20 protein-coding genes, 3 tRNA genes and 4 rRNA genes are annotated in these 26614 nt (G+C 46.0%); 14 read left to right on the forward strand and 13 right to left on the reverse strand.

Annotated features, from left to right (window positions below; genetic code table 11):
- The first annotated feature begins 196 nt into the window (after window positions 1-196).
- From rpsU to L1D31_RS14735, 5 genes are all read left to right on the forward strand, one after another.
- Complete coding sequence (gene rpsU, locus L1D31_RS14715) at window positions 197-412, forward strand: 30S ribosomal protein S21 (protein WP_001145625.1); 216 nt, start codon at window positions 197-199, stop codon at window positions 410-412.
- 26 nt (window positions 413-438) lie between these two features.
- Window positions 439-882 (forward strand): GatB/YqeY domain-containing protein, encoded by a 444-nt coding sequence (locus tag L1D31_RS14720; RefSeq protein ID WP_019277505.1) that lies wholly within the window; start codon window positions 439-441, stop codon window positions 880-882.
- Between the two features lie 93 nt (window positions 883-975).
- On the forward strand, window positions 976-2733 hold the full coding sequence (gene dnaG / locus L1D31_RS14725) for a DNA primase (RefSeq protein WP_239837839.1): 1758 nt from the start codon (window positions 976-978) through the stop codon (window positions 2731-2733).
- A gap of 97 nt (window positions 2734-2830) precedes the next feature.
- On the forward strand, window positions 2831-4684 hold the full coding sequence (gene rpoD, locus L1D31_RS14730) for an RNA polymerase sigma factor RpoD (RefSeq protein WP_006958179.1): 1854 nt from the start codon (window positions 2831-2833) through the stop codon (window positions 4682-4684).
- 139 nt (window positions 4685-4823) lie between these two features.
- A tRNA-Ile gene (locus tag L1D31_RS14735) sits at window positions 4824-4899 on the forward strand.
- Window positions 4900-4959: 60 nt separating this feature from the next.
- Here the strand turns inward: L1D31_RS14735 and djlA are convergent.
- Window positions 4960-5811: a co-chaperone DjlA gene (gene djlA, locus L1D31_RS14740; protein ID WP_239837840.1), complete on the reverse strand. Its 852-nt coding sequence runs from the start codon at window positions 5809-5811 to the stop codon at window positions 4960-4962.
- A gap of 148 nt (window positions 5812-5959) precedes the next feature.
- Between djlA and lptD the strand changes: the two genes are divergently transcribed.
- The 6 genes from lptD (at window position 5960) to apaH (ending at window position 12771) form a co-directional block, all read left to right on the forward strand.
- Window positions 5960-8344: an LPS assembly protein LptD gene (gene lptD / locus L1D31_RS14745; RefSeq protein ID WP_239837841.1), complete on the forward strand. Its 2385-nt coding sequence runs from the start codon at window positions 5960-5962 to the stop codon at window positions 8342-8344.
- 52 nt (window positions 8345-8396) lie between these two features.
- Window positions 8397-9692 carry a peptidylprolyl isomerase SurA gene (surA, locus tag L1D31_RS14750; protein ID WP_239837843.1) on the forward strand — a complete coding sequence of 432 codons (1296 nt, stop codon included), beginning with the start codon at window positions 8397-8399 and terminating at the stop codon, window positions 9690-9692.
- Window positions 9682-10674 (forward strand): 4-hydroxythreonine-4-phosphate dehydrogenase PdxA, encoded by a 993-nt coding sequence (gene pdxA / locus L1D31_RS14755; RefSeq protein WP_239837844.1) that lies wholly within the window; start codon window positions 9682-9684, stop codon window positions 10672-10674. The genes surA and pdxA overlap by 11 nt, the downstream gene beginning before the upstream one ends.
- A gap of 12 nt (window positions 10675-10686) precedes the next feature.
- Window positions 10687-11493 carry a 16S rRNA (adenine(1518)-N(6)/adenine(1519)-N(6))-dimethyltransferase RsmA gene (rsmA, locus tag L1D31_RS14760; RefSeq protein ID WP_239837845.1) on the forward strand — a complete coding sequence of 269 codons (807 nt, stop codon included), beginning with the start codon at window positions 10687-10689 and terminating at the stop codon, window positions 11491-11493.
- Between the two features lie 71 nt (window positions 11494-11564).
- On the forward strand, window positions 11565-11942 hold the full coding sequence (apaG, locus tag L1D31_RS14765; protein WP_239837846.1) for a Co2+/Mg2+ efflux protein ApaG: 378 nt from the start codon (window positions 11565-11567) through the stop codon (window positions 11940-11942).
- A gap of 19 nt (window positions 11943-11961) precedes the next feature.
- On the forward strand, window positions 11962-12771 hold the full coding sequence (gene apaH / locus L1D31_RS14770; protein WP_239837847.1) for a bis(5'-nucleosyl)-tetraphosphatase (symmetrical) ApaH: 810 nt from the start codon (window positions 11962-11964) through the stop codon (window positions 12769-12771).
- A gap of 68 nt (window positions 12772-12839) precedes the next feature.
- Here the strand turns inward: apaH and folA are convergent, their stop codons facing one another.
- The 6 genes from folA to rplU form a co-directional block, all read right to left on the reverse strand.
- Window positions 12840-13325, reverse strand: coding sequence for a type 3 dihydrofolate reductase (folA, locus tag L1D31_RS14775; protein ID WP_239837848.1), 486 nt, complete (start codon window positions 13323-13325; stop codon window positions 12840-12842).
- 22 nt (window positions 13326-13347) lie between these two features.
- The gene (locus tag L1D31_RS14780) at window positions 13348-13821 is read right to left on the reverse strand and encodes a threonine/serine exporter family protein (protein ID WP_239837849.1); all 474 of its coding nucleotides are present in this window, start codon (window positions 13819-13821) and stop codon (window positions 13348-13350) included.
- Complete coding sequence (locus tag L1D31_RS14785) at window positions 13818-14585, reverse strand: threonine/serine exporter ThrE family protein (RefSeq protein ID WP_239837850.1); 768 nt, start codon at window positions 14583-14585, stop codon at window positions 13818-13820. Before L1D31_RS14785 ends, L1D31_RS14780 begins: the two co-directional genes overlap by 4 nt.
- Before the next feature lie 120 nt (window positions 14586-14705).
- On the reverse strand, window positions 14706-15878 hold the full coding sequence (gene cgtA / locus L1D31_RS14790) for an Obg family GTPase CgtA (protein ID WP_239837851.1): 1173 nt from the start codon (window positions 15876-15878) through the stop codon (window positions 14706-14708).
- A gap of 274 nt (window positions 15879-16152) precedes the next feature.
- Window positions 16153-16410: a 50S ribosomal protein L27 gene (gene rpmA / locus L1D31_RS14795; protein ID WP_004409945.1), complete on the reverse strand. Its 258-nt coding sequence runs from the start codon at window positions 16408-16410 to the stop codon at window positions 16153-16155.
- 19 nt (window positions 16411-16429) lie between these two features.
- Window positions 16430-16741 carry a 50S ribosomal protein L21 gene (gene rplU, locus L1D31_RS14800; RefSeq protein ID WP_008072988.1) on the reverse strand — a complete coding sequence of 104 codons (312 nt, stop codon included), beginning with the start codon at window positions 16739-16741 and terminating at the stop codon, window positions 16430-16432.
- A 272-nt stretch (window positions 16742-17013) separates the two neighbouring features.
- On the opposite strand from rplU, the gene ispB reads away from it, so the two are divergent.
- The 3 genes from ispB to L1D31_RS14815 all read left to right on the forward strand — a co-directional run bounded on the left by ispB (window position 17014) and on the right by L1D31_RS14815 (window position 21089).
- Complete coding sequence (gene ispB, locus L1D31_RS14805; RefSeq protein WP_239837852.1) at window positions 17014-17985, forward strand: octaprenyl diphosphate synthase; 972 nt, start codon at window positions 17014-17016, stop codon at window positions 17983-17985.
- Window positions 17986-18356: 371 nt separating this feature from the next.
- The gene (locus L1D31_RS14810; RefSeq protein ID WP_239837853.1) at window positions 18357-20120 is read left to right on the forward strand and encodes a GNAT family N-acyltransferase; all 1764 of its coding nucleotides are present in this window, start codon (window positions 18357-18359) and stop codon (window positions 20118-20120) included.
- 186 nt (window positions 20121-20306) lie between these two features.
- On the forward strand, window positions 20307-21089 hold the full coding sequence (locus tag L1D31_RS14815) for a DUF547 domain-containing protein (RefSeq protein ID WP_239837854.1): 783 nt from the start codon (window positions 20307-20309) through the stop codon (window positions 21087-21089).
- Between the two features lie 167 nt (window positions 21090-21256).
- Here L1D31_RS14815 and L1D31_RS14820 read toward each other — a convergent pair.
- From L1D31_RS14820 to L1D31_RS14845, 6 genes are all read right to left on the reverse strand, one after another.
- Window positions 21257-21333: transfer RNA gene (locus L1D31_RS14820), tRNA-Asp, on the reverse strand.
- A gap of 31 nt (window positions 21334-21364) precedes the next feature.
- Window positions 21365-21480, reverse strand: a 5S ribosomal RNA gene (rrf, locus tag L1D31_RS14825).
- Window positions 21481-21493: 13 nt separating this feature from the next.
- Window positions 21494-21569: transfer RNA gene (locus tag L1D31_RS14830), tRNA-Thr, on the reverse strand.
- Window positions 21570-21611: 42 nt separating this feature from the next.
- Window positions 21612-21727, reverse strand: a 5S ribosomal RNA gene (gene rrf, locus L1D31_RS14835).
- 83 nt (window positions 21728-21810) lie between these two features.
- Window positions 21811-24672 (reverse strand): 23S ribosomal RNA (locus L1D31_RS14840).
- Between the two features lie 379 nt (window positions 24673-25051).
- Window positions 25052-26604, reverse strand: a 16S ribosomal RNA gene (locus L1D31_RS14845).
- The 16S, 23S and 5S rRNA genes sit together here with 2 tRNA genes alongside, the layout of an rRNA operon.
- Window positions 26605-26614 lie beyond the last annotated feature (10 nt).

A 26614-nucleotide genomic window follows, 5' to 3' on the forward strand; every position in this document is an offset into this window, starting at 1 on the left:
AAAATTGGCGCAATCTTACCTCGGCTTGGCTTCGCAAACAAATTTTGTATACTGAATAGACGACAAAGGGCTTTACAAAGCCTATGTGATCGGATTAAAATTCCGCACCATTTTTGATCAAGCTGATTATAGGCCAGCATTAAAGCTCGGTACTGTGAAGTCAGCATTAACGAATAACCCCTGAGGTGAAAGGCATATGCCAGTAGTTAAAGTACGTGAAAACGAACCGTTCGACGTTGCTCTACGTCGTTTCAAACGCTCTTGCGAAAAAGCAGGTATCCTTTCTGAAGTGCGTCGTCGTGAGCACTACGAAAAGCCAACTACAGTTCGCAAACGCGCTAAAGCAGCGGCTCAAAAGCGTCACGCTAAGAAGCTAGCTCGCGAAAACGCTCGTCGCGTTCGCCTGTACTAATAACTAAGTCCAAAAGGATTCTAGTTATGGCTCTGATTGATACTCTCAAAGAAGAGCAAAAATTAGCGATGAAAGCCAAGGATAAACTGCGCCTTGGCACTATTCGTTTAGCTCTTTCCGCGATCAAGCAACGTGAAGTTGACGAACAGATTACTCTGGGCGACGACGATATTCTCGCTGTATTGACGAAAATGGTTAAACAACGTCGCGACTCTGTCGCTCAATTTGAATCCGCAGGTCGTCAAGATCTTGCCGATGCTGAGCAAGCTGAGATTGCTGTACTTGAGGACTTTATGCCTCAACCGCTAACTGATGAAGAAGTGGCGGCACTTATTGAGAGTGCTATTGCTGATTCAGGTGCTGCGGGCATGCAAGACATGGGTAAAGTAATGGGCGTGCTTAAGCCTCAAATTCAAGGGCGTGCAGATATGGGTAAAGTCAGTGGTTTAGTTCGCGCTAAACTCGGTTAATTACCCAAGCCAAATTGCAGCAAGCCGTGCTATCCTCTGGAACGCACGGCTTGTTTGTATCTAGATTAGTCTTTTCTTTCTTTGTTAGGTTTTATGGCAGGACACATTCCCCGCAGTTTTATTGATGACCTACTGGCTCGACTGGATATCGTCGATATCATTGACGCTCGGGTAAAACTTAAGAAAAAAGGCAAAAACTACAGCGCATGCTGCCCTTTCCACAACGAGAAAACACCTTCATTTAGTGTTAGCCAAGAAAAGCAGTTCTATCACTGTTTTGGCTGTGGAGCACACGGTAATGCCATCGACTTTATGATGGAATACGAGCGCCTTGAATTCCCTGAAGCCATTGAAGAGCTCGCCTCTTACCTTGGGATTGATGTTCCAAGAGAACAACGTCAGGGTGGCCGTTTTCCTTCCAATCAGCCTCAAGCAAATACCGAGCAAAAACGTAATCTCTATGATTTAATGACTGGGATTGCGCAGTTCTATAGAGACCAGCTCAAACTGTCTACCAGCAAGGTCGCGATTGACTACCTCAAAGAGCGTGGTTTATCTGGTGAAATCGTTCAGAAGTTTGGCATCGGATATGTCGCTGATGAATGGGATCTGGTACGGAAAAACTTTGGTCAGCAGAAACAAGCTCAAGATATGCTTGTATCAGGTGGCATGCTGATTGAGAACGATAAAGGCAACCGCTATGACCGCTTTCGCGGCCGGGTGATGTTTCCAATCCGCGACCGACGAGGCCGGGTGATTGGCTTTGGTGGGCGAGTCATTAGCGATGGCACACCAAAATACCTTAACTCTCCTGAAACGCCTATTTTCCACAAAGGGAAAGAGCTCTACGGGCTCTATGAAGTGACCCAAGCATACCGCGAGCCTCCTCAGATTCTTGTCGTTGAAGGCTATATGGATGTGGTCGCGCTGGCGCAATATGGTGTCGATTATTCGGTAGCCTCACTTGGTACGTCTACGACCGGTGATCATATTCAACTGCTGTTTAGGCAAACCAATACCGTTGTGTGTTGCTACGATGGCGATCGCGCAGGTAAAGAGGCGGCTTGGCGTGCGCTAGAGAATGCGCTGCAATACCTGAAAACAGGTAACACTCTGAAGTTTTTGTTTCTACCAGATGGTGAAGACCCAGATAGCTATATCCGAAAATACGGCAAAGATGCCTTTGAGCAGCAAATGCATCAAGCCATTCCGCTTTCACGCTATTTATTTGAAAATTTAATCGAGATTCATCAACTCAACCTAGGTAGTAATGAAGGTAAATCGGCACTACGTGCACACGCCAGCAATCTGATCAATAAAATCCCAGATCCTTATTTTCAGGAATTACTGGAAAAACTTCTGGATGAACGCACTGGGTTTGACAACCGATTACGCCAACCTCGTAAAAGGGCAAGTGAAACCAGACCTCAGCCACATAAGGAGATCAAACGGACTCCAATGCGAGAGGTTATCGCTTTGCTTATTCAAAATCCGAGCTATGCTCAAATGGTACCAGATCTCTCGAGTGTGAAAGGCTTAGCGGTACCTGGATTAAGTTTATTCGTTGAGGTGCTTGAATATTGTCATCAGCACCCCAATGTAAGCACAGGCCAGTTGACTGAACACTGGCGAAATACGAGCCATGATGCTCTACTGTCTCGTTTAGCTGGGTGGGAAATTCCGCTCGATGAAGACAATGAACAAGATATTTTTTTAGACTCACTGGACAAAATATTGGCTCAGTGTGTCGAAAAACAAATTGAAGATCTGCAGGCCAAAGAAAGAAGTGTCGGTTTATCAACCGAAGAGAGAAGGGAGCTGCTAGCATTGATGCTAGATTTAAAAGCGTAACCCTGTTCGAATAGTCAGCAACAAATTAATTTGTTAATATGTGTGGTTTGCACTCGCATACTAATTCCTTCACCAGATACTAAGTTGGATACCGTCTATGGATCAAAATCCGCAGTCACAGCTAAAACAACTTGTCATTAAAGGCAAGGAACAAGGCTATCTGACCTACGCAGAAGTAAACGACCACCTGCCAGCAGAAATCGTAGATTCCGAGCAGGTCGAAGATATCATTCAGATGATCAACGACATGGGCATTCGAGTAGTGGAAACTGCTCCGGATGCTGATGATCTTGCGCTGAATGATGACGATACAATCACCGATGAAGACGCAGCTGAAGCTGCTGCTGCTGCGCTATCAAGCGTAGAGAATGAAATCGGCCGCACCACTGACCCAGTGCGTATGTACATGCGCGAGATGGGCACCGTAGAACTGCTGACTCGCGAAGGTGAGATCGATATTGCAAAGCGTATTGAAGATGGTATCAACCAAGTTCAAAATGCTGTTGCTGAGTATCCAGGAACCATCCCTTATATTCTTGAGCAGTTTGATAAGGTTCAGGCAGAAGAACTTCGCCTAACCGACCTTATCACGGGCTTCGTGGATCCAGACGCAGATGAAACGGCAGCACCAACGGCTACGCATATCGGTTCTGAGCTTGCAGAGTCAGATCTTGAAGATGAAGATGCTGAAGAAGAAGACGCGGAAGAGTCTGAAGACGATGAAGAAGAGGAAGATACAGGTATCGATCCTGAGCTTGCTCTAGAGAAGTTCACGGCTTTACGTAACACTTTCCAGAATTACCAGCTTGCTTGTAACGAGTATGGCAACGAGAGCCCGAAAGCGACACTTGCCCATGAGATGGTTATCGACGTCTTCAAAGAATTCCGTCTAACGCCTAAACAGTTTGACTACCTAGTTGAAGAGCTGCGCACCTCAATGGAGCGTGTACGTACTCAAGAACGTCTGATCATGAAAGCGTCTGTTGAGTATGGCAAAATGCCAAAGAAATCGTTCATTACCCTCTTCACAGGCAATGAATCTAGCGAAGCTTGGCTAGATGAGATTCTCTCTTCAGATAAACCGTATGCGGAAAAGATCCGTCGTAGCGAGGATGATATTCGTCGCTCAATCATGAAGCTAAAAGTGATTGAAGAAGAAACATCGCTTACGGTTCAGAACATCAAAGACATCAGTCGCCGCATGTCAATCGGTGAAGCGAAAGCCCGCCGTGCGAAGAAAGAAATGGTCGAGGCGAACTTACGTCTGGTTATTTCTATCGCGAAGAAATACACCAACCGCGGTCTTCAATTCTTGGATCTGATTCAAGAAGGTAACATCGGTCTGATGAAAGCAGTTGATAAGTTCGAATATCGTCGTGGTTACAAGTTTTCGACTTACGCAACCTGGTGGATCCGTCAGGCGATCACTCGTTCGATTGCCGACCAGGCACGCACTATCCGTATCCCGGTTCACATGATCGAGACGATCAACAAACTAAACCGAATCTCTCGCCAAATGCTGCAAGAGATGGGCCGTGAACCACTACCGGAAGAGTTGGCTGAACGCATGCAAATGCCGGAAGACAAAATCCGTAAAGTTCTGAAGATTGCCAAAGAGCCAATCTCAATGGAAACACCAATCGGTGACGATGAAGATTCGCATCTAGGCGATTTCATTGAAGATACCACGCTTGAGCTACCTCTCGATTCAGCCACTTCTACAAGCCTAAAAGTGGCAACGAAGGATGTACTGGCAGGCTTAACACCTCGTGAAGCGAAAGTTCTGCGTATGCGTTTCGGTATCGATATGAATACTGACCACACCTTAGAAGAGGTTGGTAAGCAGTTTGATGTAACTCGTGAGCGTATCCGTCAGATTGAAGCGAAAGCACTACGTAAGCTTCGTCACCCTAGCCGCTCAGAAACTCTGCGCAGCTTCTTGGATGAGTAACCAAGCAAATTGATTAAAAGACGAGCACCTGCTCGTCTTTTTTGTATCCAAATGATTTAAGTGGATAAAATCTAAGCGCATTTACCCTATCAAGTATCTAGACAGCCCTACCGGCTTACCCTATAATTCTCCTCCTAACGGCCCCTTAGCTCAGTGGTTAGAGCAGTCGACTCATAATCGATTGGTCCGCAGTTCAAGTCTGCGAGGGGCCACCAAATACAAAAAAGCCTGAAGAGGAAACTCATCAGGCTTTTTACTTTCGATTGTATCTAATATTAAAAACCTTTGGCCTTTTTTATTAAGTCATAAGCATTCTGGATTTCTTGAGCTTTCTCTTTGGCTACATTCATCATTTCTGGTGGTAAGCCTTTTGCCATTAGCTTGTCAGGATGGTGCTCATTCATCAGTTTACGGTAAGCACGTTTAACCGTTTTTGTATCGGCACTACTGTCGACACCCAACAACTTATATGCATCACTTAATTGATCCGCAGTCGAGGCTTGTTGCCAACCACTCGATTGATGGGAGTGAGCACCTCCAGATTGCCCACTAAAGCCTCCTTGCTGAAAACGGAATGCAGCCTCCTGCATACGTAAGCGTTGCTCTAACTGTTCTGAGGAAAAGCCCAAGCCTTTTGCCACTTTATGCAAGACACTACGTTCACTCGGATGAATATCTCCATCCGCAAAAGCAGCTGAGATCTGTAACTCTAAAAAGAACTGCATCAGGTCAAATCGGCCACCAGCGGAAATACGCACTCTTTCTAGAACGGTTTCGAGCGGAAAATCCGCCTCCTTCCCCTCACGAAATGCATTCTGCGCGGCGCGGCGCAACTCCCCATGCAAACTCATACGATCCATCATAGTTGTCGCCAACTGAATCTCTTCACGAGTAACTTGCCCTTTCGCTTTGGCTACATGCCCCATCACCGCAAAAGCCGCTTTAAAGAACTCCTCTTGCCGTTCAGCCTGACTGGGGCCACCGCCGAAACCGGAATTAAAACCAGCTTGACGTAACCTGCGAGCTTTATCGAACTGATGGCCTAAGAACAGACCAAATATGGCGCCAAACGGCCCTCCCATCAAGAAACCAAAAAAAGTGCCAAGTATCTTGCCAAAAATATGCATTATGTGTTCTCAATCTCTGAATTTTTTCTTAGTAAAGCGGTCTGATAGTGCCGTAAGCGACAAATTCCTTTATTATAAGGGCCGTTTTATTTTACATTCGGTCATCTATTCACCGGATATATCAAGTTCAACAGGATAGTAAAACTCGATGCCACGTTTTTCTCGCACCTTGTTAGCCACTTCAATTAGTGCCGCATTTCTTATGCCTCAGGCCCAAGCTGAAGATGTCCCTCTAGACACTTCACAAGAAATGCCGTTCATTGGCGAATGCCAAACATTAGACCTTATTGATCAATGTCTGGTCAATGAAGAGGAGCCTGAAAACGCAAATCAACTGCCAATTAACGTTGAAGCAGACAGCCTAGAAGCGATCAACGGAGACAAAGCCACCTATAGTGGCAACGTGACGGTTGTACAAGGCAAAAAACGCATGAAAGCGGACAATGTAACTTTACATCAACAAGACAATATTGTTGTGGCTGAGGGTAATGTGACATTCAGTGACGGTGAGCTGAAAACAATCTCAGATAAAGCCGTTAACAAGTTGAACACTGATGAAGTGACACTGGAAAATACAAACTATAAATTCTTATGTGAGCCGGGCCGCGGAGAAGCCGTCTATGTTTCAAAAACAGGTAAAGCCGTTTACGAAATCGAGGATGGCTCAATCACTTCCTGCCCTGAAGGCGACAAATCTTGGCGAATGAAAGCGTCGAGCATCGACATTGATCAAAATGAAGAAGAAGCGACCTTCTACAACCCGCGTTTCGAGATAATGAACGTGCCAGTATTTTATCTCCCTTTTCTCACCGTACCTATTGGTGATACACGTAAGACAGGTTTCTTATACCCAACAGTCTCCTATGGCTCCAGCGATGGCTTTGAAATGGAGGTGCCAATTTACTGGAACTTGGCACCAAACTATGATTTAGAAACGACTATCAAGCATATGCAGGAACGGGGGACTCAGCTAAACAGTGAGTTCCGCTATCTTTCGGATCTAGGCTACAGCACTCTTAAATCTGAGTACTTACCAGATGATAAAAAGTACCCTGAACAAGGGGATCGCTGGGGCTTTCAATGGCAACACAACGGTATTTTTCAGGAAAGTTGGAAATTCGAAATCGACTACTCCAAAGTCAGTGATATCCGATACTTTACCGATTTAGACTCAGGAATAGGTAACCGAGAAGATGGGCAGCTAATTCAAGAAGCACAAGCCACTTATCGTTCTTCTAACTGGGATGCCTCTATTCTTACGCGAGACTTCCAAGTCCTTACGACCAGTAGCAATACCCCCTACCGTCTTCTACCTCAACTTGAGTTTAACTACTATGCGCCCGAGTTGATGCGTTATCTTGATTTTGATGTACTCAGCCATGTATCCCAGTTTGATACTGACGATCCTAGCAAGCCTTCAGCAACACGAGTACATGTCGAGCCAGGTATCACCATGCCAATCGGCACCACATGGGGGACTTGGACGACCGAGGCCCGTGTCTTAGGGACTTACTACCAACAAGATTTGGGCGGACTTGACCTTTCTGACTTTAGTGACGATGGCTACAACCTCAAAGAGTCGACCTCACGCGTCATTCCAGAATTTCGTACTCACGCGGGCGTAGTATTGGAAAGAGATACGGTTATCTTTGATAACTACACTCAGACGCTTGAACCCCAAGTGCAATACCTGTATGTGCCGGAAAAAGATCAAAGTGAAATCTACCTTTACGATAGCACCTTACTACAAACCGATTATTATGGTTTATTTCGCAGCCGCAAATACAGTGGTGTTGACCGCATTGCCGCTGCCAATCAGTTTAGCTATGGTGCCTCTACGCGATTCTTTGACGACCAGTACAAAGAGCGCCTAAATATCTCATTCGGACAAATATTCTATCTTGATAAAGATACGAAGAATTCCAATATCGCTAATCAAGATAACAAATCAGATTACTCCGCATGGGCAGTCGAAATGGACTTCAACTATGATGACTATCTCTTCTACCATGGCGGTATTCAGTATGACATTGATACCAGTGAAGTTCAGCTTGGCAATAGCACTCTGGAATATCGCTTCTCCGATGGTTTTATTCAAGGTAACTATCGCTACGTGACGCGTAGCTACATAGAAAGTACGCTTGGTGACAGTATTGGCGATCTAGAATCGATAACGGAAGATGGCATTTCTCAGGCAGGTGTCATAGCAGGCTACCAAATTTCACAAAAATGGCGAGCCAATGCTCAATATTTTTACGACTTAACCACTGATGAAGAACTGGAATGGCTAGCTGGGCTAAGCTACACCTCAGATTGTTGGTATATTGGTTTTAACTACAGCAACCAGCTTCGCAGTTGGAGCCCGAATTTCTCAAGCTACCCTGACTCGACACCAACTTATGAAAACAACTTCAGTTTTAACTTTGGTATTATTGGATTTGGTACCGCTATTGGCTCTGATTCTGGTGTCTCGGGCGCTGATAGCGCGAATAGTTCGTTGGGTTACGGCCGACCATTCTTCTTAAACAACTAATTTAACAGCCTGTGGTCTAACAACACAGGTTCATTTTTTAACAGGACATTTGATGAAATTTTGGAAGCAAACCTTACTTGGATTGATTGCAGCCAGCCAGTTTTCTTTTGTGCAAGCCGAACCTGTCGAGCTGGACAAAGTCGCGGTTATTGTCAATAGCGGAGTGGTATTACAGAGTGATATTGAAACTTCACTCAAGACCATTCGAGCCAACGCTAAGAAGAATGATCAGTCGCTACCAGATGAAGCAACATTGCGCGAACAGGTCACAGAAAAACTCATCGTTGATACTATCCAACAGCAAGAAGCAGAAAGAATTGGTGTGCGTATAGACGATAATCGTCTCAACGAAGCGATCAATGAAATTGCCAAAAATAACAACCAGACACTGGAGCAACTCAACACCTCTATGACGCAAGAAGGTTTAAGCTATACCCAGTTCCGTGAGCAAGTTCGTAAAGAGATTGCAGCAAATGAAGCCCGTAATGCACTCGTCCGTCGTCGTATTAATATTTTGCCCGCTGAAGTAGATAACCTCGCCAATATTTTGGCTAAAGAGACCAACGCGACAGTACAATATAAAATTGGCCACATCCAATTACGTGTAAACGATGGTGATGACAAAGCCGCTATCGAAGAAAAAGCTAATCAGATCGTTAATAAGCTCAACCAAGGCTCTGATTTCAGTACCATGGCTTACACCTATTCAAAAGGTCCTAAGGCTTTACAAGGTGGTGATTGGGGGTGGATGCGTAAAGAAGAAATGCCAACCATCTTTGCCGATCAAATCAATTTGCAGAATAAAGGTAGTATTATCGGTCCATTTCGCAGCGGTGTTGGCTTTCATATCCTAAAAATTGAAGACGTAAAGGGACTTGAGACGGTTGCAGTCACCGAAGTGAACGCTCGTCATATTTTGATTAAACCAACCGTGATCCTTAGCGATGAAGGCGTTCAGAAAGAGCTTCTCGACATTACTCAACGAATTCAGTCAGGCAAGGCTACCTTTGCGGAAATGGCTCAGCAGTACAGCCAAGACCCTGGTTCAGCCGCCCAGCAAGGTGAGCTTGGTTACCAAACCTCTGATCTTTACGTGCCTGAATTCAAACATCAGGTCGACACACTACCCGTGGGCCAAATCAGTGAACCATTCAAAACCGTGCACGGCTGGCACATTGTTGAAGTGATGGATCGCCGTGAGGTTGACCGTACTGACTCTGCACTGAAGAACAAAGCTTACCGCATTATCTTTAACCGTAAGTTTAACGAAGAGGCCAGTGCGTGGCTGCAAGAAATTCGCGCGAGCGCATTCGTCGAAATCGTCAAGGAAGATCAAAATGACAATTAAACGTATTGTCGTAACGGCAGGTGAACCTGCCGGTATTGGTCCCGATTTAGTCTTAGCACTTTCGACGCAAAGCTGGCCACATCAGATAGTGGTCAGTGCCGATAAAGCCTTACTTGAGCAAAGAGCCAAGCAACTCAATATTGACGTTGAACTGATTGATTATGAGCCTTCCGCTCAACCAGCGCCACAACATGCTGGTTCTTTAGTCGTTGATCATATAGCAATGGATGTACCAGCCACAGCAGGGCAATTGAATGAGCTAAATGGTCACTATGTACTAAAAACACTAGAAAGAGCCGCATTGGGCTGTATGACTGGTGAATTTGATGCTATTGTCACTGGCCCTGTACATAAGGGAGTGATAAACCGAGCTGGCGTCGCCTTCAGCGGACACACTGAGTTCTTCGCTGATAAATCCAATACGCCACTGGTTGTAATGATGTTAGCCACTGAAGGGCTTAGAGTCGCTTTAGTAACAACTCATATTCCATTAGCCTATGTCTCTAAAGCGGTAACCGAAGACAGGTTACAGAGAATAGTTCGTATACTCCATCAAGACTTAGTCGAGAAGTTTGCTATTCCATCACCTAAAATATATGTCTGTGGTTTAAATCCACACGCAGGTGAAGATGGCTGCTTGGGGCGTGAAGAGATCGAAACCATTACGCCAACATTGGAAAAACTTCGTCAAGAAGTAGGGATTGACCTTGTCGGGCCACTTCCTGCAGACACTATCTTTAATGAGAAATACCTCAACGAAGCCGATGCCGTGCTAGGCATGTACCACGATCAGGTCTTACCCGTGCTAAAATACAAAGGTTTTGGGCGTTCAGTGAACATTACTCTGGGCCTTCCATTTATCAGGACATCCGTGGATCACGGCACTGCATTAGACCTTGCAGGAACAGGTGATGCAGATACAGGAAGTTTTACAACGGCACTTGCTCATGCCATTGAGCTTGTCGATAAGAAAACCAGTTAACTTGAGAATACTATGAGAAACGATGTCCATTTGGGGCACAAAGCACGTAAACGCTTTGGTCAAAACTTCTTAAACGATCCATACATTATCGATGGGATTGTCTCTGCGATTAATCCTAAGCCAGGTCAAAACTTGGTGGAAATCGGTCCTGGTTTAGGTGCAATTACTGAGCCGGTCGGTAAAGAAGTCGATAAGTTCACCGTGATTGAACTTGACCGAGATCTAGCCGAACGTTTAAGAACTCATCCAGATCTTGCCGAGAAGCTAACCATTCATGAAGGCGATGCAATGCGCTTTGACTTCACGCAGCTGGTTAAGCCTAACAATAAGTTACGCATTTTTGGTAACCTGCCTTACAACATCTCGACACCGTTGATGTTCCACCTGTTTGAATATCATAGAGATATTCAAGATATGCACTTTATGCTGCAAAAAGAAGTAGTCAATCGTCTAGCAGCCGGACCAGGGACGAAAGCCTACGGTCGTTTAACGGTAATGGCGCAGTACTACTGTAAAGTGGTTCCAGTACTAGAAGTCCCTCCAACCGCATTTGTTCCACCGCCAAAAGTCGATTCCGCTGTTGTTCGCCTTATTCCTTACGAGACGCTACCTTATCCAGCAACAAGTCTTAACTGGTTGGATCGCGTGTGTCGCGAAGGTTTTAACCAAAGACGTAAAACCGTTCGTAACTGTTATAAATCTCTGGTCAACGCTGAAATTCTAGAGCAACTGGGGATCAATCCTGGTATGCGTCCTGAAAACCTTACTCTAGAGCAATTTGTTGACTTAGCTAACTGGTTAGACGCAAACCACAAATAATCTTCATATAATTAGAGTTGTAACCTATTGGTCTACAACTCTAATTTTTTGACTTGTACGCAGGAGTCTACATGGAAGCCAACCCTTGTATTAAAGTCCAAGTTCATACCAAATACATTTCAGAACAGTCCCAACCTGATTCAAAGCGTTATGTCTTCGCCTACGTTATTACCATTAAAAACCTGAGCAACCAAACTGTCCAGCTCATCAGTCGGCGGTGGTTAATCACTGATGCTAATGGCAAACAAATGACGGTTGAAGGAGATGGCGTGGTGGGTCAACAACCTTTTATTCCCGGAAGTGATGAATACACCTATAGCAGTGGTACAGCGTTAGAAACCCCCGTTGGTGTCATGCAAGGTCAATACATTTTACTGGATGAGAAAGGCCAAGAGTTTGTCACTGAAATTGAGCCTTTCAGGCTCGCTCTACCTAACATCCTCAACTAGAAGTTATTCAGGAATTTTTGTGTCCAATTATATTGTTGGTGATATTCAAGGTTGCTTCGATGAACTGAAGCTAATCCTCAAAAAAGTCAGTTTTGACCCAAAAGTAGATACACTTTGGATCGCTGGAGACTTGGTTGCGCGTGGTCCTAAGTCACTGGAAACCCTTCGCTTTATTAAATCACTTGGACAGTCAGCTAAAGTGGTTTTGGGTAATCATGATCTACATTTACTTGCTGTGTCGTTAGGGATACACAAGGTCAAACACAAAGATAAAACAGCTCCCATCTTTGATGCAGATGACAAACAAGAGCTGCTTGACTGGCTTCGACAACAGCCTCTTCTTGCTGAGCATGAAGAGTTCGCTTTATGCCACGCGGGAATTTCACCACAATGGTCACTCGATAACGCACGAAAGAATGCGCGTGAAGTAGAAACCATCCTACAAGGTGAAGACTGGCCTTGGCTGATCAAGAACATGTATGACGACCAGCCAGACCGGTGGAGCGAAAATTTAACAGGCCTTGAGCGCTATCGCTATACTATTAACGCCTTCACGCGCATGCGTTTCTGCTTTTCAGACGGCAGACTCGATATGGCTTGTAAACGCCCGCCAAAAGAAGTTAATGATGGTACTCTGACACCGTGGTTCAAACTGACAAGCCGAATAACAATAGACAAAACTATCTTGTTCGGTCATTGGGCTGCACTGGAAGGCTATGATGGCAAAGAGGTTATCGGCCTAGATACAGGTTGCGTCTGGGGAGGTTATTTAACTTTACTAAGATGGGAAGATAAGACGTTTTTTACCCAAAAATCACTACAGCGCTAGAGAGGAGCAACGAGTCACTGAAACGCCTCTCATTCACCTGCCCTAGCTGGTGACTTAGAAAAAAGTCGTTAACCTTTTCGTTCTAACACCACAAAACGCATGCCGTATGCGTTTTTCTCATCTGCTTCGTAAATTTCAGAATAGCTTTCTTCAAACTCTTCCCCCCACTGAGGAAACTGCGTATCGCCTTCAATTTCAGCATTGATATAAGTTACGTAAAGCTTATCAGCTTGGGGCAAACAGGTTTGATAAATTAACCCCCCACCAATGATCATGACCTCTTCAACCTGGCCTGCGGCCTTTATCGCTTGCCCAATAGAAGATACTGTTGTGACACCTTCTATGACGAGACCTTCATCACGACTAATCACAATATTTTGACGTCCCGGCAATGGACGACCAATCGATTCATATGTCTTTCGGCCCATGATGACAGGCTTCCCCATAGTACAACGCTTAAACCAGGCAAAATCAGCTGGCAAATGCCACGGCATTTGGTTGTCTTTACCAATAACTCGGTCTTTTGCCATAGCGGCGATCATGCTAATGATCATTAATGGTACTCCTTTAAACGTCTCATACTATCGGCTTTCGGCGATAGAATAACAATCCCGGCATCGCTAAGCCAACCGCTAATCCTGCAATTATAAACATTGCTTTAAGGAAATTTTCCATCAACATGGCGACCAACTCATGACTGTAACCCCGGTGATTAAGTTCAACTAACGCAATCATCGCTTTAAACGCAAACACCCCCGGCACCATAGGAATTAGCGCTGCAACTGTGAATACTTTAGGGTGAGCAAGAAAACGGTGTGACCAGTGAATACCTATCATACTTACAATCATTGCAGCAAAGAATGTTGCCCACTCAATAGGAATACCGAAATGCATCATCAGATAGCGACTTCCATGCCCTACTGCGCCACCTATAGCGCAGTAGGTCAGCGCTTTTTTAGGAACATTGAATACGAGTGCAAAACCCACAGCAGGAATCGCAGCAAACAACATATCGTCAAGCAGACCAAACAGGAGCTCAAATAACGTCATAGTACCCATCCCCAAACCCCCACTAAACTCATTGCCGCCACAATGCCAAGGCTGGTTGCTAAGGTCAGTAAGCTCGCCATGACAAATCTCGCAATCCCCATATTGACATAGCCTTTCAGCATATCAGCCACAGAATTAATCAATGGGAAACCCGGCACCAGCATAAGAACTGAAGACGCCATAACAATAAATGGCGAGTTGCCAAGTTCGTAAATCACAGCCTGCGCAGAAATCACTGTGGTCACAAAAGCGGTAGCTGCAAAATTGATGAGAGGATTAAAATGACGATGGCCAATTTCCTGCCTCACGACCATGCCTACTGAAGAGGCAATAAAGGTCATTGCAAAGACCATCCAGTCACCACCAGCTAAGCGACTAAATGCAGCACAAGACAAACCTATCATTACTACCACTAGCCAACGGTTATACCGCTCGGGACTGATCTGCTCTAATTTACGCTGAGCTAGCACGTGATCGATAATTCCTCGCTCCAACATAATGCAAATTCGCTGAACCTGAGTAATCACACGCATGTTAATGCCACGATCAGGGCTCCGGCGTGCCGTGGTAATACAGTGCTCCTGATATACCGTAGTAACAACCAACGAGCTGGCGGAAAGAGATACTTCGACTTCATCCATTCCACTGGCAATACCGATACGTCTTGTTATATCTCCAACTAATGTACTCTCAGCACCATGAGCCAGCAGCATCTGACCAGCCTGTGCAATCAGACGAGAAACGCTGCGTTGTTTTGAAGCCATTAATGTCTCCTACTCCTTGATAAAGCCGATATTGTGACCAAAATAAACTGAGTTTGATTTGATTTAAATATAAAAAAGCCGTAATGCGTGAAACATTACGGCTTTCATTTGACTTAATGACTAGTCACGGACGTAAACTACATGTCCGTCGTCCTCTTCATCGTCCCAGTCATCCCAGTCGTCATCATCTTCAGTAATGACGTCTTTACCTGATATTGCGTCTTTATGATAATCATCCCACATGAAGTCAACTTTCTCTTCTTCTGAGATCTCTTCTTCTTCACGAGGTAGATTCTCCATAAAGTCAGCCAACTTGTAACAAAGCTCTTTGGTTCCTTGCTTATTCACCGCTGAGATCTTGTAGTAATCCTCTTCCCAACCCAGTGCATCGAGAATATTTTGGATCACTTCGTCAGCTTCTTCTTCGGGCATTAAATCAACCTTGTTGAAGATCAACCAACGTGGCTTATCAGCAAGCTTTTCGCTATATTGCTCTAACTCATCAATGATCGTCAGTGCGTTCTGAATCGGATCACTTTGATCAATCGGCATAATATCGATCATATGCAGCAGTACGCGACAACGTTCTAAATGTTTCAAGAAACGAATGCCAAGGCCTGCACCGTCCGCAGCCCCTTCGATCAATCCGGGAATATCCGCGACAACAAAGCTCTTCTCAGGAACCACACTCACAACCCCTAAACTCGGGATAAGCGTTGTAAATGGGTAATCCGCCACTTTTGGCTTAGCTGCAGAAACCGAGCGAATAAAGGTCGACTTACCCGCATTTGGCAATCCAAGCATACCGACATCAGCAAGTAGCAACAGCTCTAAACGGATTTCTCGGATTTCACCTTTAGTACCTAACGTCTTTTGACGTGGTGCTCGGTTTACTGAAGATTTAAAGCGAGTGTTACCTAAACCGTGCCACCCACCTTTCGCTACCATGACTTTTTTGCCATGCTCAGCAACTTCAGCAACAATTTCATTTGTGTGGATATCAACTGCACGAGTACCGACAGGTACGCGCAACACCTTATCTTTTCCTCGCTTCCCCGTACAGTTACCACCACGGCCATTTTCACCGCGCTCTGCTTCATAGAAGCGCTGAAAACGGTAGTCGATCAAAGTATTAAGGTTTTCATCGGCTTGGATATAGACGTCACCACCATCGCCACCGTCACCACCATCCGGGCCACCTTTCGCAACGAATTTCTCACGCCAGAAACTCACTACACCGTTACCGCCATCGCCGGCTTGAACTTTAACTACCGCTTCATCAACGAATTTCATCTCTTACTCCGCCCAATTACTACATCACGTAGCTGCGTTGCAAATATCATCTCACAGCCCAAATGACAGTGAATGATATAAATTCTAGCAGATCCCAATATCAGATCGATCACCCAACAATCTCAGATCGTTCTGCCACTTAGGAACATATAATGAGGGACTTTTTACAAAGTGCCTTAGTATCTATTCCAACATACTACAAATAAAAAACCCCGCCGAATCGGCAGGGCTTTTGAATTCAGCTAGAAGCCTAAATTCTAGATCTCAGTGAGAATTACTCAGCTTCGATGCTTACGAATTTACGATTCTTAGGACCTTTCACTTCAAATTTCACTTTACCTTCAGTAAGAGCGAATAGAGTGTGGTCTTTACCGATACCTACGTTAGTACCAGCGTGGAACTTAGTGCCACGTTGACGAACGATGATGTTACCTGCAAGAACAGATTCACCGCCGAAACGCTTAACACCAAGACGTTTGCTTTCTGAATCGCGGCCGTTACGAGTAGAACCACCAGCTTTTTTGTGTGCCATTGTTAAACTCTCCTAATAATTAAGCGTTGATACCAGTGATCTTCACTTCAGTGAACCACTGACGGTGACCCTGTTGCTTACGAGAGTGCTTACGACGACGGAACTTAACGATTTTAACTTTATCGCCACGGCCGTGTTGTACAACTTCAGCAACTACTTTGCCGCCCTCAACAAGAGGAGCGCCAACTTTAACGTCTTCGCCGTTAGCAACAAGAAGAACTTTATCAAATTCAACCGTTGCACCAGTTTCTACGTCTAATTTCTCTAAACGAAGAGTTTGACCTTCGCTTACACGGTGTTGTTTACCACCAGATTGGAAAACAGCGTACATATCTTACTCCGCTTTTTCCGCACAGCCTTATGCTTGTTTATTGAGCATTGTGGGTGTGCGCTAAACTAATCATCAATAGGGCGCAGATTCTACAGAAGAGATGTCCCTATGACAAGCCATATTTTGAAAAAATTGGCGAAAAGCTAATCGCCAGATAAAAGTGCCGCAATCATGCCCTTTAGCCATGTATTTATCAACGTTTTTTAGTGTATTATTCAGTAATTAAGTCAGATAAGAAGACCTTACAAGTTCTAACTTCAGCCGGATTTACAATGGATTTTAAAGCTATCCAAGCGCTAACTGCCGATGACATGGCAAAAGTGAATGAAACGATTCACGCTCAACTCAACTCTGACGTATCTTTGATCAACCAATTAGGTTTTTACATCATTAGTGGTGGTGGTAAACGTATACGTCCTCTGCTTGCTGTATTATCAGCTCGTGCTCTTGGTTATCAAGGGCAAGCTCATACTACAGCCGCTGCGTTTATTGAGTTTATTCATACCGCCACTTTGCTGCATGATGATGTGGTTGATGAGTCAGATATGCGTCGTGGGAAGGCAACTGCCAATGCCGCTTTCGGCAATGCCGCCAGCGTTTTGGTCGGTGATTTTATTTACACACGATCTTTTCAGATGATGACTGAGCTAGGATCAATGAAGATCCTCAAGCTAATGAGCGATGCGGTGAACGTAATTGCTGAAGGTGAAGTGCAGCAACTCATGAATTGCAACGATCCTGAAACGACCGAAGAAAGCTATATGCAGGTCATCTATTCAAAAACAGCTCGACTGTTTGAGGCCGCCACACAAATCGGTGCAATCCTCACCAACTCCTCAGCAGAGGTCGAGCTGGCTTTACAGAATTACGGCAAATATCTAGGCACAGCTTTCCAACTCATCGACGATGTAATGGACTACACATCTGATGGTGATGAAATGGGCAAGAATGTTGGTGATGACTTAGCTGAAGGAAAACCTACCCTACCACTCCTTTATGCGATGAAACACGGTTCACCAGAACAAGCAAGCATGATTCGCGAAGCAATAGAAAAATCTAATGGTATGGAGAAGCTTGAAGCGATTATGGAAGCCATGGAGCACACTGGTTCATTGGAATATACCCGACAGAAAGCCTATCAAGAAGCGGACAAGGCTATTGCAGAATTGAGAGTGCTGCCAGAGTCCCAATATAAAGAGGCATTGGTCACATTGGCACATATGTCAGTACATCGATCCAAATAATCTTTACATATAGCAACGGGAACCTTTGGTTCCCGTTGATTCCAGTTCAGCAAATCGAAGGTCTATTGACTCTGCTATTACCACCTAGCGACAAGTCTATGCTATTGCTTTGTTAGTAATAAGTCTTCCCCTACCCTTTTAATCTAGCAGTAAATTCCCAGTTCAGATACCTGCTCCTTATAAATTGCGATCAGTTATCCCTTTGTTTGCCGCAAGACTTTACAGTTTCATCTCTAAACCCAAGGCTACTGCCATTTACCTGTCAGTCACCAAACTGACACCGCTTGGTCATAAATCTCTCATCACAGTGACCTCAAACTGCAATCAAATTAACCTAGCCTTGATTTGAACATCGTAGCACCGAGGATTGTATGGAAGTTTTGAGCCCTTTTCGTCTCCCGCGGAAAACACCTTTTGGCTTAGGAGAAAATCTTGCTGAATGGGTTACCGGATTGAGCAAGCTTGATCAATACTACTCTCAGAAGCCAGCTAAATGTGACTGCAGAGAATTTCTTCGTTTCACGCTCGACATCCTCGGCATTGATTATCGTGTGATTAAAGGCTCCTTGACTCATATCCCTGAGAGTGGCGCCACTGTCGTTGTCGCCAATCACCCTCTCGGCTGCGTAGAAGGTGTTATATTGGCAGAATTACTGCTACATGTGAGATCCGATGTTCAGATTCTGGCCAACCAATATTTAAAAACTGTTCCAGAGCTTGACCAGCTATTCATTGGTGTTGATGTCTTTGAGGGACAAAACGCCCATAAAGCTAACTTAAAAGCCCTCCGTCAAGCACACAGCCACCTAGATAAAGGAGGTTTATTGTTACTCTTCCCAGCAGGAGAAGTTTCCCAACTGGTCGATCCCAAAAGCCAGCGAATTGAAGATAAGGAATGGAGCCGCTCCGTCAGTAGCCTAGTACGTAAAGCTAAAGCCAATACCATTCCTGTGTTTATAGATGGCCAGAATTCGAAACGATTTTACATGGCAGGTAAAGTTCATCCTCTATTGAGAACCTTAATGTTAGGAAGAGAACTGCTCAACAAGTCTCAGCAGCCCATCAATATTTCAATCGGTTCAGCGATTCGATATAAAGAAGTTAATGGGCTGACGGATGAACAAATCGTTAACTATCTACGACTTAATACTTATTTGCTGCAAAACAAAACCCTAACCAAAACTGACGCAAAAGCACTTGAGTCACAACCCTTGCCCATATCTGACGCTCTTCCGGTTAGAGAGTTAAAAATCGACCTCAACGCGCTACCACGTGAGCATCATCTACTGACCAGTGGTGAGTTTGAAGTCTACTGCACCGATGCCGATTATATCCCCTCAATACTGCATGAGATCGGTCGGCTAAGAGAAATCAATTTTCGCAAAGTGGGCGAAGGAACCGGCCTAGCACTGGATATTGATGAGTTTGATCGACACTACAAACATCTTTTCATCTGGGATAAGGACAACGAAAGGCTAGTTGGGGCATATCGTCTCGGTTTAGTTGATGAGCTGATGCAGCATGAAGGTTTAGAGGGGTTATACTCTCGGACTCTCTTTAATTACGGTAAAGACTTTCTTAATACTATGGGAAGCTCAATTGAAATGGGCCGCTCTGTGATTGATGAACACTACCAAAAAAGCATGGGTGCCCTGCTACTGCTTTGGAAAGGGATTGCAACTTTTGTCCACCGCAATCCAAGCTATACACACTTATTTGGTCCCGTGAGTATCAGTAATGACTATAGCGAACAGGCCAGACAATTACTTGCGCAAACCATGACCTTACATCACTACGACTCTGAGAAAGCGGAATATGTGACCCCATCCAATCCGCTTCCCACTCAGCATACGAGCTGGAACACGAGCATGCTGACCGCTCTTGCGGATCTTCAGCTTTTATCCAGAGTCATTGCAAGGATCGATGATGGGAAGGGGGTCCCCGTTCTATTACGCCAATATCTCGGCCTAAACGGCAAGCTAATCTCATTTAACGTTGATCCCTCATTCAACAACGCCTTGGATGGATTAATCGTAGTAGACCTTAAGCAAGTGCCGCTCAAAACACTGGCTCGTTATATGGGGGCAACACAAGCTCAGCAGTATCTACAACACCACAATTCACTACCAAACTAAGTTATTAGCTCACTGCCAAAAAGACTTATCAAGGGACTATCTTGGCTTGTATAGCTGCGATATGGCAAGTGAAAAAGCTTGAATGAGGAGAAGGCTTTGCTCAGAGAAAAGCCATTTATCTAGCTTTGAAAGATATTCTTAGTAAGCTCGGTCTAAAACTATAATACTATTATCACAGGGCTTACCATGCGCTTACTCTTTACTTTTTTCCTCACATTATTATCTTTTCAAGCCTTCTCAGCACCTAAATCAGAACTTTGGCCTTATTGGAATAGTCATAACGATTCCAGTGTAACAAAGGTTAATCATCAACCTTGGCAGCAGTTGCTTGATAGCTACCTCACCACCGAAGGTGAATACACTCTTTTTAGATATTCCTCTGTTAACCCCCAAGGAAAACAACAGCTCAATCGATACCTAACACAACTGAGTCGTATCAATCCACTCCAGCTAAACAAGGCAGAGCAATACGCCTACTGGGTGAACTTATATAATGCGCTGACAATCCAATTGGTTTTAGAGGCTTATCCAATCACATCCATCACCAAATTGGGTGGATTTTTCAGTTTTGGGCCTTGGGATGACGAAGTCGTTACGATTAATGGTAAAGCACTAACGCTCAACGACATTGAGCACCGTATCTTACGGCCTATTTGGAACGACCCCAGAACTCACTATGCAGTTAACTGTGCTAGTTTAGGTTGCCCCAATTTACAATCTCAAGCTTTCACAGCAGAAAACACGGAAATGCTGCTTGAGCGCGCTGCAGAGACCTTCATCAACAGTAATAAAGGCGTTCTCATTGAGAACGGCAAAATACAGCTGTCATCCATCTATGATTGGTTTGCTGATGACTTTGGTAATAAGCAACAACTAGTTCAACACCTAGCCAAGTATCGTCCAGAACTATCAGACTTAAACAGCAAATTCAGTTATGCGTACGATTGGAGCTTAAACGAGAAAAAATAGCCCTGAGGGCATTTTTGTAACGTTTCAATGGGAAGTTTCGGATAAATACCGATACATATGAAAAGACCTCAGCATTGCTCTGAGGTCTGGGATAGGGCAGTCATAGACCAAAAATAATATCGTACATACAAGAAGACCCCAGCATTTATGCTGAGGCCTAGAGTAAGTGGCGGAGCGGACGGGACTCGAACCCGCGACCCCCGGCGTGACAGGCCGGTATTCTAACCAACTGAACTACCGCTCCGCATTGGTCAGACTCTTGAGTCTAAATAAGAACCTGGCAATGTCCTACTCTCACATGGGGAGGCCCCACACTACCATCGGCGCTACTTCGTTTCACTTCTGAGTTCGGCATGGAATCAGGTGGGTCCGAAGTGCTATGGTTGCCAAGTAAAATTCTTTACTGGTGCTGATACCCAGACTCGAACTGGGGACCTCATCCTTACCAAGGATGCGCTCTACCACCTGAGCTATATCAGCATAATTTTGCTCAAGATTATTATCTCAAACAAGGTATTTAAAGCCTGGCGATGTCCTACTCTCACATGGGGAAGCCCCACACTACCATCGGCGCTATTGCGTTTCACTTCTGAGTTCGGCATGGAGTCAGGTGGGTCCACAACGCTATGGTCGCCAAGCAAATTCTTTAATTCGGAAAGCTGTCTGTTTACACATTCAATTCGTTCTTGCTTTGAGTCCWTCAAAACCCTTTGGGTGTTGTATGGTTAAGCCTCACGGGCAATTAGTACAGGTTAGCTCAACGCCTCACAACGCTTACACACCCTGCCTATCAACGTTCTAGTCTCGAACAACCCTTTAGGACCCTCAAGGGGTCAGGGAAGACTCATCTCAGGGCTCGCTTCCCGCTTAGATGCTTTCAGCGGTTATCGATTCCGAACTTAGCTACCGGGCAATGCCATTGGCATGACAACCCGAACACCAGAGGTTCGTCCACTCCGGTCCTCTCGTACTAGGAGCAGCCCCCTTCAATCTTCCAACGCCCACGGCAGATAGGGACCGAACTGTCTCACGACGTTCTAAACCCAGCTCGCGTACCACTTTAAATGGCGAACAGCCATACCCTTGGGACCGACTTCAGCCCCAGGATGTGATGAGCCGACATCGAGGTGCCAAACACCGCCGTCGATATGAACTCTTGGGCGGTATCAGCCTGTTATCCCCGGAGTACCTTTTATCCGTTGAGCGATGGCCCTTCCATWCAGAACCACCGGATCACTATGACCTGCTTTCGCACCTGCTCGAATTGTCATTCTCGCAGTCAAGCGGGCTTATGCCATTGCACTAACCTCACGATGTCCAACCGTGATTAGCCCACCTTCGTGCTCCTCCGTTACTCTTTGGGAGGAGACCGCCCCAGTCAAACTACCCACCAGGCACTGTCCTCAACCCGGATAACGGGTCTAAGTTAGAACATCAACACTACAAGGGTGGTATTTCAAGGACGGCTCCACCGATACTGGCGTACCGGTTTCAAAGCCTCCCACCTATCCTACACATGTAGGGTCAATGTTCAGTGCCAAGCTGTAGTAAAGGTTCACGGGGTCTTTCCGTCTAGCCGCGGGTACACTGCATCTTCACAGCGATTTCAATTTCACTGAGTCTCGGGTGGAGACAGCGTGGCCATCATTACGCCATTCGTGCAGGTCGGAACTTACCCGACAAGGAATTTCGCTACCTTAGGACCGTTATAGTTACGGCCGCCGTTTACCGGGGCTTCGATCAAGAGCTTCGACTTACGTCTAACCCCATCAATTAACCTTCCGGCACCGGGCAGGCGTCACACCGTATACGTCATCTTACGATTTTGCACAGTGCTGTGTTTTTAATAAACAGTTGCAGCCACCTGGTATCTGCGACTCYCRWTAGCTCCATCCGCAAGGGACTTCACCGWCARGAGCGTACCTTCTCCCGAAGTTACGGTACCATTTTGCCTAGTTCCTTCACCCGAGTTCTCTCAAGCGCCTTGGTATTCTCTACCCGACCACCTGTGTCGGTTTGGGGTACGATTCCTTACAATCTGAAGCTTAGAGGCTTTTCCTGGAAGCATGGCATCAATGACTTCACTGCCGTAGCAGCTCGACATCGTGTCTCAGCCTTAGAGAGAGCCGGATTTACCTAACTCTCAAGCCTACGCACTTGAACCTGGACAACCGTCGCCAGGCCCACCTAGCCTTCTCCGTCCCCCCATCGCAATTGTAAGAAGTACGGGAATATTAACCCGTTTCCCATCGACTACGCCTTTCGGCCTCGCCTTAGGGGTCGACTTACCCTGCCCCGATTAACGTTGGACAGGAACCCTTGGTCTTCCGGCGTGGAGGTTTTTCACCCCCATTATCGTTACTCATGTCAGCATTCGCACTTCTGATACCTCCAGCAAGCTTTACAACTCACCTTCAACGGCTTACAGAACGCTCCCCTACCCAATACAATAAATTGCATTGCCGCAGCTTCGGTTTACAGCTTAGCCCCGTTACATCTTCCGCGCAGGCCGACTCGACTAGTGAGCTATTACGCTTTCTTTAAATGATGGCTGCTTCTAAGCCAACATCCTAGCTGTCTAAGCCTTCCCACATCGTTTCCCACTTAGCTGTAATTTGGGACCTTAGCTGGCGGTCTGGGTTGTTTCCCTCTCCACGACGGACGTTAGCACCCGCCGTGTGTCTCCCGGATAGTACTTACTGGTATTCGGAGTTTGCAAAGGGTTGGTAAGTCGGGATGACCCCCTAGCCTTAACAGTGCTCTACCCCCAGTAGTATTCGTCCGAGGCTCTACCTAAATAGATTTCGGGGAGAACCAGCTATCTCCAGGTTTGATTGGCCTTTCACCCCTAGCCACAAGTCATCCGCTAATTTTTCAACATTAGTCGGTTCGGTCCTCCAGTTGATGTTACTCAACCTTCAACCTGCCCATGGCTAGATCACCTGGTTTCGGGTCTATATCCAGCAACTCGACGCCCAGTTAAGACTCGATTTCTCTACGGCTCCCCTAGATGGTTAACCTTGCTACTGAATATAAGTCGCTGACCCATTATACAAAAGGTACGCAGTCACACCACGAAGGTGCTCCTACTGCTTGTACGTACACGGTTTCAGGTTCTATTTCACTCCCCTCACAGGGGTTCTTTTCGCCTTTCCCTCACGGTACTGGTTCACTATCGGTCAGTCAGTAGTATTTAGCCTTGGAGGATGGTCCCCCCATATTCAGACAGGATATCACGTGTCCCGCCCTACTCGATTTCACCCAAAATGCGCTGTCGGTTACGGGGCTATCACCCTGTATCGCAGACCTTTCCAGAACTTTCACCTGACGCATTATAGGCTTAAGGGCTAGTCCAATTTCGCTCGCCGCTACTTTCGGAATCTCGGTTGATTTCTTTTCCTCGGGGTACTTAGATGTTTCAGTTCCCCCGGTTCGCCTCATTACCCTATGTATTCAGATAATGATACCTGCTTATGCAGGTGGGTTTCCCCATTCTGTCTAATCTGGGCTTATCGCAAGTTAATACGTCCTTCATCGCCTCTGACTGCCAAGGCATCCACCGTGTACGCTTAGTCACTTAACCATACAACCCCAAAGGGTCTTTACGTCAAACAACCAAAGTTGTCTGCAATTATTTAAACATGTGCAGACTCGATTTTGCCGGACTCAAATATAAACATCACAAGGATGTTTCCAAGAACACTTGAATGTGTGTTGGTACCTAAGTCATAAAGACTTAGGATTTGAGAACTTTTAAATGAATAACAACGCATCTCATAGAGATGGGGATTGTTGTTATTCGTCAGCTTTCCAAATTGTTAAAGAGCTAGATTCGCTTTCTATTTAAAGAAAGAAATCATTTTTAAGAGCACTTAAAACTTTCTATTTAAAGAAATGCACTTAAAGATGGTATCCCGTAGGGGAGTCGAACCCCTGTTACCGCCGTGAGAGTAATCATCGTATAAGGAGGTGATCCAGCGCCAGGTTCCCCTAGCGCTACCTTGTTACGACTTCACCCCAGTCATGAACCACAAAGTGGTGAGCGTCCCCCCGAAGGTTAAACTACCCACTTCTTTTGCAGCCCACTCCCATGGTGTGACGGGCGGTGTGTACAAGGCCCGGGAACGTATTCACCGTAGCATTCTGATCTACGATTACTAGCGATTCCGACTTCATGGAGTCGAGTTGCAGACTCCAATCCGGACTACGACGCACTTTTTGGGATTCGCTCACTTTCGCAAGTTGGCCGCCCTCTGTATGCGCCATTGTAGCACGTGTGTAGCCCTACTCGTAAGGGCCATGATGACTTGACGTCGTCCCCACCTTCCTCCGGTTTATCACCGGCAGTCTCCCTGGAGTTCCCGACATGACTCGCTGGCAAACAAGGATAAGGGTTGCGCTCGTTGCGGGACTTAACCCAACATTTCACAACACGAGCTGACGACAGCCATGCAGCACCTGTCTCAGAGTTCCCGAAGGCACYAATCCATCTCTGGAAARTTCTCTGGATGTCAAGAGTAGGTAAGGTTCTTCGCGTTGCATCGAATTAAACCACATGCTCCACCGCTTGTGCGGGCCCCCGTCAATTCATTTGAGTTTTAATCTTGCGACCGTACTCCCCAGGCGGTCTACTTAACGCGTTAGCTCCGAAAGCCACGGCTCAAGGCCACAACCTCCAAGTAGACATCGTTTACGGCGTGGACTACCAGGGTATCTAATCCTGTTTGCTCCCCACGCTTTCGCATCTGAGTGTCAGTATCTGTCCAGGGGGCCGCCTTCGCCACCGGTATTCCTTCAGATCTCTACGCATTTCACCGCTACACCTGAAATTCTACCCCCCTCTACAGTACTCTAGTCTGCCAGTTTCAAATGCTATTCCGAGGTTGAGCCCCGGGCTTTCACATCTGACTTAACAAACCACCTGCATGCGCTTTACGCCCAGTAATTCCGATTAACGCTCGCACCCTCCGTATTACCGCGGCTGCTGGCACGGAGTTAGCCGGTGCTTCTTCTGCAGCTAACGTCAAATGAATGCGCTATTAACACATCCACCTTCCTCACTGCTGAAAGTACTTTACAACCCGAAGGCCTTCTTCATACACGCGGCATGGCTGCATCAGGCTTGCGCCCATTGTGCAATATTCCCCACTGCTGCCTCCCGTAGGAGTCTGGACCGTGTCTCAGTTCCAGTGTGGCTGATCATCCTCTCAGACCAGCTAGGGATCGTCGCCTTGGTGAGCCATTACCTCACCAACTAGCTAATCCCACCTGGGCATATCCTGACGCGAGAGGCCCGAAGGTCCCCCTCTTTGAGCCGAAGCTATTATGCGGTATTAGCCATCGTTTCCAATGGTTATCCCCCACATCAGGGCAATTTCCCAGGCATTACTCACCCGTCCGCCGCTCGACGCCGTTATCGTTCCCCGAAGGTTCAGATAACTCGTTTCCGCTCGACTTGCATGTGTTAGGCCTGCCGCCAGCGTTCAATCTGAGCCATGATCAAACTCTTCAATTTAAGATTTTGT

The sequence above is a fragment of the Vibrio sp. Isolate23 genome, from assembly GCF_022398095.1.
In the GTDB taxonomy this organism is placed as follows: domain Bacteria; phylum Pseudomonadota; class Gammaproteobacteria; order Enterobacterales; family Vibrionaceae; genus Vibrio; species Vibrio coralliilyticus_A.